This is a genomic window from Kitasatospora sp. NPDC057500 (genome assembly GCF_042802195.1).
Classification (GTDB): Bacteria; Actinomycetota; Actinomycetes; order Streptomycetales; family Streptomycetaceae; genus Kitasatospora.
Map to the genome: position 1 here is coordinate 1 of NZ_JBHVER010000313.1, position 6,106 is coordinate 6,106.

The following is a 6,106-nucleotide window of genomic DNA, read 5'->3' on the forward strand; positions in this document are numbered from 1 at the left end:
GCTCCGGGGCGCGCGGGCGCCCCGGAGCGGCGGAGGGTCACTTGCCCTCGGGGGCCTTCTTCGGCTTCGGCTGCCCCTTGAGGGCAGGCGCGACCGGTGCGGCCTTGGTGATGTCGAGCGCGAAGTTCTGGACCACGACGGCGCCCCGGTCACGTTCCGGGGTGCCGATCGGGTCGTTCTGGATGCTGCGGCGCTTCATGGCTGTTCACCTCCTTCCGACGACTCGGCGGATCCCTCGGGACGGTCGCCCCGGGGCGCGCGGGGGAGCGGCGCCGGCCAGGCCCGTCCGGCGAACCGGACCATCGCGGCCAGCACCGACCGGTGGTCGGCGGTGCGGCGGCTGTAGTGGCCGCCGTCCACCCAGAGCAGTTCGTGCGGCACCGACAGCCGGCGCAGGTCGGCCGCGTACCGGGCCACCTGGCCGGGCGGGCACCGCTCGTCGGTCCGCGAGGCGACCAGCAGGACGGGCGAGCGGACCTGGTGCACGTACGACCGGGGGTCGGCCGCGCGGTAGCGCTCGGGGACCTCCTCCGGGGTCCCGCCGAACAGCTCCCGGTCGAGTTCGCGCAGTGCGGGGGTGGTGGTGCGGTAGGCGGCGGGGTAGTCCGCGATCGGCTGGGCGGCCATGCCGAGCGACCACAGCTCCGGCTGCGCGCCCATCGCCAGCAGGGCCAGGTAGCCGCCCCAGGAGAAGCCGCACAGGCCGGTGCGCTCCGCGAGCGCCGTGCCGTCGGCGACCAGCTCCGCGCGGACGGCGGCCAGGTCCTCGATCTGGGCCAGCCCGACCCGGTGGCCGTAGTCGTGCTGCCAGCGGGCGCCGTAGCCGGTGGAGCCTCGGTAGTTGCTGCGCACCACCGCGTAGCCCTGGCCGACCAGGGCGTTCACCCGGGGGTCGTAGGAGTCGCGGTCGTGGGTGGCGGGGCCGCCGTGCACCAGGAACAGGGTCGGCCACGGGCCCGGGCCGGCCGGGGCGCTGACGAAGCTGTGGATCCGCCCGTACGGCCGGGGCGTCCAGCGCGCGCTCCGGGAGGCGTCCTCCCGCTCAGGGCCGGGGAGGTCCGCCGGCTCCTCGCCGGGGCGCAGCACCAGCGGGCGCGGCGGCGTCGACTCGCGGCTCCAGACGCAGTGCAGGGTGCCGTCCGGGGCGCAGGACAGGTCGTGGATCGTGCCGCCGGGGGTGCGGACCTCCCGGACGGGCGGAGGCTGCCCGGCCGGCGGGCCGAGGTCGGCGAGCAGCAGCCGGCTGCGTCCGGCCCGCTCGTGCTGGATCAGCACCCCGCGCGGCCCGCCGTACCAGCCGGCCGAGATCTGCGCGTCGAACGCCGGTTCCGGGTACCTGCGCAGCCCCTCGTCCGCCCGCCAGGTCGCGACCGTGTAGCGCTCGTCCTCCTCGGCCACCAGCAGCAGTTCCGGCTCGCGCAGCGCGCGCGGGTTGAACTCGATCGGCCAGAGCCGCAGTCGTCCGTCCCCGGGGAGCGTCAGCGGAGCGCCGGCCGGGGCGTCCGGCCGGGCGTCGGCCGGCCACAGGACCACCGCGTCGTCGCCGTCGGGCCGGCCGCCGAGGGCGAGCAGCCGGCCGTCCGGCGACAGGTCGGCCAGGCCCAGGTACCCCGGCGCCGAACCGATCAGCCGCGCCCGGCCCGTGGGCGGTCCGACGTAGCAGTGCGAGGTGTCGCCGACGCCGACGGCCACCGCCGCGAGCGCGCCCGTCCGGTCGAAGGCGACGCCGTACGCCCGGCCGCGCGGTACGCCGTGCAGCGCCTCCCCGTGCAGCGCCCCGTCGTGTTGTGCCGCGCCGTTCGCTGCGCCGGTGAACGGCGTGCGCCGCCACCGGCCCTCCCCGGCGCCGTCGGCGTCGAACCACCAGATGGCGTCGCCGTCCGGCTCGATCTCGCTCAGGTGGACGCCGTCCGGCCGGTCGGTGACCACCCGGCGCAGGCCCGTCCCCAGGTCCCAGGCGACCGCCTGCCAGCGCTCCTCGACGAGCCGCGTCTCGACCGCGCGGCCGGCCGCCAGCGCGGCGAAGCCGGGGGACTGGAACGCCTGCGTCACGGGCCCGGCCCTTCCGGCTCGACGATGGGAACAGGCTGCGCTGAACGCTCAGGGAACCAGTGAACCGGCTTGCGAAAAGGACACGTGTGGAGGGGCGCGGCCCACTCTAGGGGGGTGTTGTGACGGCGAACAGACCTCGCGCACGGATGGCCGAAAGAATTGTCGGGCTCATGTCGCCCTGCGGGTGCGGGCGGTGCTCCCCCTCCGGTGCGAAGCCTCCGCGGGTGCGGGCGCGGACCCGCCCAGGAGATCAGGAATTCACCGAACTGACCTTCCCCCGTGGCGAGTTATGGCATCATCGGCGCCGTTCCAGGAAAGGTGGGGAAATGGGCGTGAGGTATCGGGGCCGGCCCGGGGCGAGGCTCCTCGCGGTGGCGGCGGCGGCCGCACTGGGAGTGACCGGCTGCTCGTCGGGCGGGTCCTCCCCGGGGGACGCCGCAGGTGCGCCGTCCACGGCGGCGAGCAGCGCGTCCGTGACACCGTCCGCAACGGTGAGCCCCTCCGCCACCGCCTCGGACACCGCGTCGCCGGACCCGACGCCGACCGAGGCCCCCTCGCCCACCGCCACCTGTGTCGATCCGACGCTGCTCGGCGACACGGAGCTGAGCGGCTACCTGGTCCGCCTCCCCGGTTCGCTGCGCATCATCGACCTGGGTGTCTTCATGTCGCTGGACGGCCTGCACCTGGACACCCAGGAGGCCAAGCGGTTCTGCGCGCCGGTCCAGGTCAAGATCACCCGCTTCGCGGTGCGGCTGTCCAACTACGGTGTCGGCGCGACGGGGCGGCCGTCCTACTCCTACCGCCCGCTGGACACCGTCGAGGTGCCGCTCGGCCCGGCCAACGGCGTCGCCCCGGGCAGCACGCCCCCGGCCACCGCGCCGTGCTCCGGCGTGCTGTCCGTGGTGCACACCGGAGCGCCGGTCGAGGACACCGAACTGCCGGAGCGGCTCAACCTGGTCGCCCCGAGCCCCGCACCCACCGGCCCGTACAGCCAGCAGATCCGGGTGACCGGCGCCCGCCTGGTGACGGCCGGGCTGGTGCTGCCCGCCGACACCCGCGGCTGCTGATGCCGGAAAGGCCGACTTTCCCGGAATACCCACCTGCGGGCGGACTTCGTGGGACATGATCGGCCTGTGCCGAGTGACAACATGAGTCCGAAGACCGTCGACCTGCCCGCCTCGTGGACCGCCTGGTGGTTCCGGCGCTGCGAGGCGCACCTGCGCGCGGTCACCGTCGAACTGTCCTGGTGGGGACACGACTTCTCGGACGGCCCGCCGGACGCCGAGGACGCGCTGATCCTGCTGCGCCGGACCGCCGCCGGCCTCCGGGCGTCCGGGCCCGGCGCGCAGGGCGCGGGGACGGCTGCGCTGCTGCTCCGGGCGACGGCGCCGCTGGAGGCGGCCGAGGCCTTCACCCGTAAGCTGGACCCGCACGTGCTGCCGTTGGTCTCGCACCACTTCGGCACGGCCGCGCGCCACCTGGCGGCCGCCCGCGAACACCTCGCCGCGAACGGTCCGCTCCAGCACGGGGTTTGAGTGCCCTCGGAGCCCGAACGAGCCGGAGGCCGTACATGAGTGAGCGGCCGAATCCGACGTCGGAGGCAGCCGGGGTCCGGCAGGCGTGGGGCCGGGTGACCGCCTGGCTGGAGTCCAACGACCCCGGCGTGCTCGCCGCCCTCGGCGGCCCGGGGGACCCGGCGGCCCTCGCCGCCGCCGAGCGGCGCATGGGTCTGGAACTGCCGGACGATGTGCGTCAGTGGCTGCTTGCGATCGACATCGACGCCGGATCGTGCCCGGGCGGCCTGGGCGGTGTCGTCCCCGGCGGCCGGCTCCTGCTCGGCCTCACGGACATCGAGCGCGTCCACCTCCACCGGATGACCCTGGAGGAGACGGTCCCGTCCGGCGATCCCGGCCACCCGCACTGGCGTCGGGAGCGGCTGCCGATCGTCGCGGAGTGCGACGGCCTCTACGGAACGTTCGTCGACACGCGCACCGGCACGGTGGGGACCTGGAGCGACGGGGAGTTCCCCGAGGGCGGCGAGCACCCCTCCCTGTCCGCCTTCCTCCAGGAGACGGCGGACCGGCTGGAAGGCGTCTCCACGGGCGACTGGAACGGACCCGCCCGCGCCCGCCGGCTCGCTCCCCGTCCGGCCGACGACCCGGTCCGCCACTGGGCCCGGGCCAACGGCTACCTCGTCAACGACCGCGGCCGGATTCCCTCGGCCGTCCGTGAGGCCTACGAAGCGGCACAGTGACCGCCGCGCCCGCCGCGCCGCCGGCGGCCGAGCACATCCGTCGGCGGCGGGCAGGTGCCGGGAGCCGGCGTCCCGTGCTACGGTCCACACCGCCGTGCGCCGCTGCGAACCGAGGAGGTGGGACCGATCAACGCTCTGACAGGTCGGGCACCCCTCCCTCGCATGGCCGGGGAGTGCCCGCAGTAGGCACCCGGAAGGCTCGTACCGCACATGCGCTTCACCACTGACACGTCGTCCGACGGCATCCGCGAGCGGCTCTTCGTCCTGGGGGAGACCCCCGGCGCGCTCTGGACCCCGGACGGCCCCGCCCGCCCCCGCCCGCTGGTCCTGCTCGGGCACGGTGGCGGCGAGCACAAGAAGGCCCCCTCCGTCCTGGCCCGCGCCCACCGGCTGGTCGCCGAATGCGGCTTCGCGGTGGTCGCGCCGGACGTGCCCGGCCACGGAGACCGGCCGGTGCACCAGGAGTACGACCGGATCGCCACCGCCAACCAGGCGCGCATCGAGGCGGGGGCCGAACCGGCGCCGCTGCTCGCGGAGTTCCACGCCCTGGTGGCGCGCCGCACGGTGCCCGAGTGGCGGGCCGTGCTCGACGCCGTCCAGCGGCTCGACGACATCGGCACCGGGCCGGTCGGGTACTGGGGCGTCTCACTGGGATGCGGGCTCGGCGTCCCGTTCGTCGCCGACGAACCGCGGGTGCGCGCGGCGGTCCTGGGCCTCGGCGGCGCCCTCGCCTCGGCGGCGGAGGCCGCCCGGATCACCGTCCCGGTGGAGTTCCTGCTCCAGTGGGACGACGAGCGGGTCCCGCGCGCGGCCGGCCTGGCCCTGTTCGAGGCCTTCGCTTCCACCGAGAAGACCCTGCACGCCAACCCCGGTCGGCACGGCGACGTCCCGGCGTTCGAACTGGACGGCGCACTGCGGTTCTTCGCCCGGCACCTCGGCTGACCGGCGTCGGCAGACCGGCACCTCGGCCGACCGGCACCGCCCTCGGCGCGCGTCCCCGCGGCGCGCGCCGAGGCGGGCTGTCCGGCGGTGCTCAGCCCATGGTCTTCGCGCCGTCCAGGGACTCCCGCACGATGTCGGCGTGGCCGGCGTGCTGCGCGGTCTCCGCGATGAGGTGCAGGACCACCCGACGGGCGGACCAGCGGATGCCGGGCTCGTTCCACGGCGCCTCGGGCAGCGGCTGCGACACATCGAGGTCCGGCAGGGAGGCGACCAGCGCGTCGGTACGCCGGGCCACCTCCTCGTAGGCGTCGAGCACACCGGCCAGGGTCTCGCCCGGCAGCAGCCGGAAGTCGTCGGCCCGCTGGTCCAGGTCGGCCTGCGTCAGGTTCATGAAGTCGGGCATCGCGGACGGGCCTTCGAGGATGAAGCCGACCCAGGACCGCTCGACCGACGCGACGTGCTTGATCAGTCCACCCAGGCACAGCTCGCCGGCGGTGGTGCGCAGCGCGGCCTGCTCGTCGGTCAGGTCACGGGTGGTGAAGCGCAGGAAGTGGCGCTGGGTGGCGAGCTGCGCCAGCAGGTCGGCCCGCTCGCCGGTGACGGCGGGGGCGGTGGTGGTCGCGGTGTCGCTCATGGCTGTACCTCCGTGGGGTGCTCCTGCGCCGGCGGCCGCTGCCGTCCGACGTGATCCACAGTAGGACTCATGTAGGTCAGATCCTGTCCGCGACCTGGCGCGGCCGGCGTGACGGGCGAGGAGGACGAGGTCGTCGCCGCGCTCCAGGAGGCGGCGGGCGACAGCGGCCCCGATGCCGGAACCGGCGCCGGTGATGACATGAGTGGACATCCCGCCATGATCTC

Annotated in this window: 7 protein-coding genes; 4 read left to right on the forward strand and 3 right to left on the reverse strand. The window is 75.3% G+C overall.

Annotated elements, in window-relative coordinates; translation table 11 throughout:
* Nucleotides 1-37 precede the first annotated feature (37 nt).
* Together ACFU74_RS35285 and ACFU74_RS35290 are read right to left on the reverse strand one after the other, a co-directional pair.
* Complete coding sequence (locus tag ACFU74_RS35285; RefSeq protein ID WP_380764226.1) at nt 38-199, reverse strand: hypothetical protein; 162 nt, start codon at nt 197-199, stop codon at nt 38-40.
* Entirely contained in the window at nt 196-2,052 is a 1,857-nt protein-coding gene (locus ACFU74_RS35290; protein WP_380764227.1) for an alpha/beta hydrolase family protein, read from the reverse strand. The genes ACFU74_RS35285 and ACFU74_RS35290 overlap by 4 nt, the downstream gene beginning before the upstream one ends.
* Nucleotides 2,053-2,525: 473 nt before the next feature.
* On the opposite strand from ACFU74_RS35290, the gene ACFU74_RS35295 reads away from it, so the two are divergent.
* The 4 genes from ACFU74_RS35295 to ACFU74_RS35310 all read left to right on the forward strand — a co-directional run bounded on the left by ACFU74_RS35295 (nt 2,526) and on the right by ACFU74_RS35310 (nt 5,248).
* Nucleotides 2,526-3,119 carry a hypothetical protein gene (locus ACFU74_RS35295; RefSeq protein WP_380764228.1) on the forward strand — a complete coding sequence of 198 codons (594 nt, stop codon included), beginning with the start codon at nt 2,526-2,528 and terminating at the stop codon, nt 3,117-3,119.
* Nucleotides 3,120-3,200: 81 nt separating this feature from the next.
* Nucleotides 3,201-3,587: a hypothetical protein gene (locus tag ACFU74_RS35300; protein ID WP_380764229.1), complete on the forward strand. Its 387-nt coding sequence runs from the start codon at nt 3,201-3,203 to the stop codon at nt 3,585-3,587.
* Between the two features lie 35 nt (nt 3,588-3,622).
* Nucleotides 3,623-4,306 (forward strand): histone-like nucleoid-structuring protein Lsr2, encoded by a 684-nt coding sequence (locus tag ACFU74_RS35305; RefSeq protein ID WP_380764230.1) that lies wholly within the window; start codon nt 3,623-3,625, stop codon nt 4,304-4,306.
* Nucleotides 4,307-4,516: 210 nt separating this feature from the next.
* Nucleotides 4,517-5,248, forward strand: coding sequence for a dienelactone hydrolase family protein (locus tag ACFU74_RS35310; RefSeq protein WP_380764231.1), 732 nt, complete (start codon nt 4,517-4,519; stop codon nt 5,246-5,248).
* 91 nt (nt 5,249-5,339) lie between these two features.
* Here ACFU74_RS35310 and ACFU74_RS35315 read toward each other — a convergent pair whose 3' ends face one another.
* Nucleotides 5,340-5,882, reverse strand: a complete 543-nt coding sequence (locus tag ACFU74_RS35315) for a DinB family protein (RefSeq protein ID WP_380764232.1) — start codon at nt 5,880-5,882, stop codon at nt 5,340-5,342.
* Nucleotides 5,883-6,106: the final 224 nt, after the last annotated feature.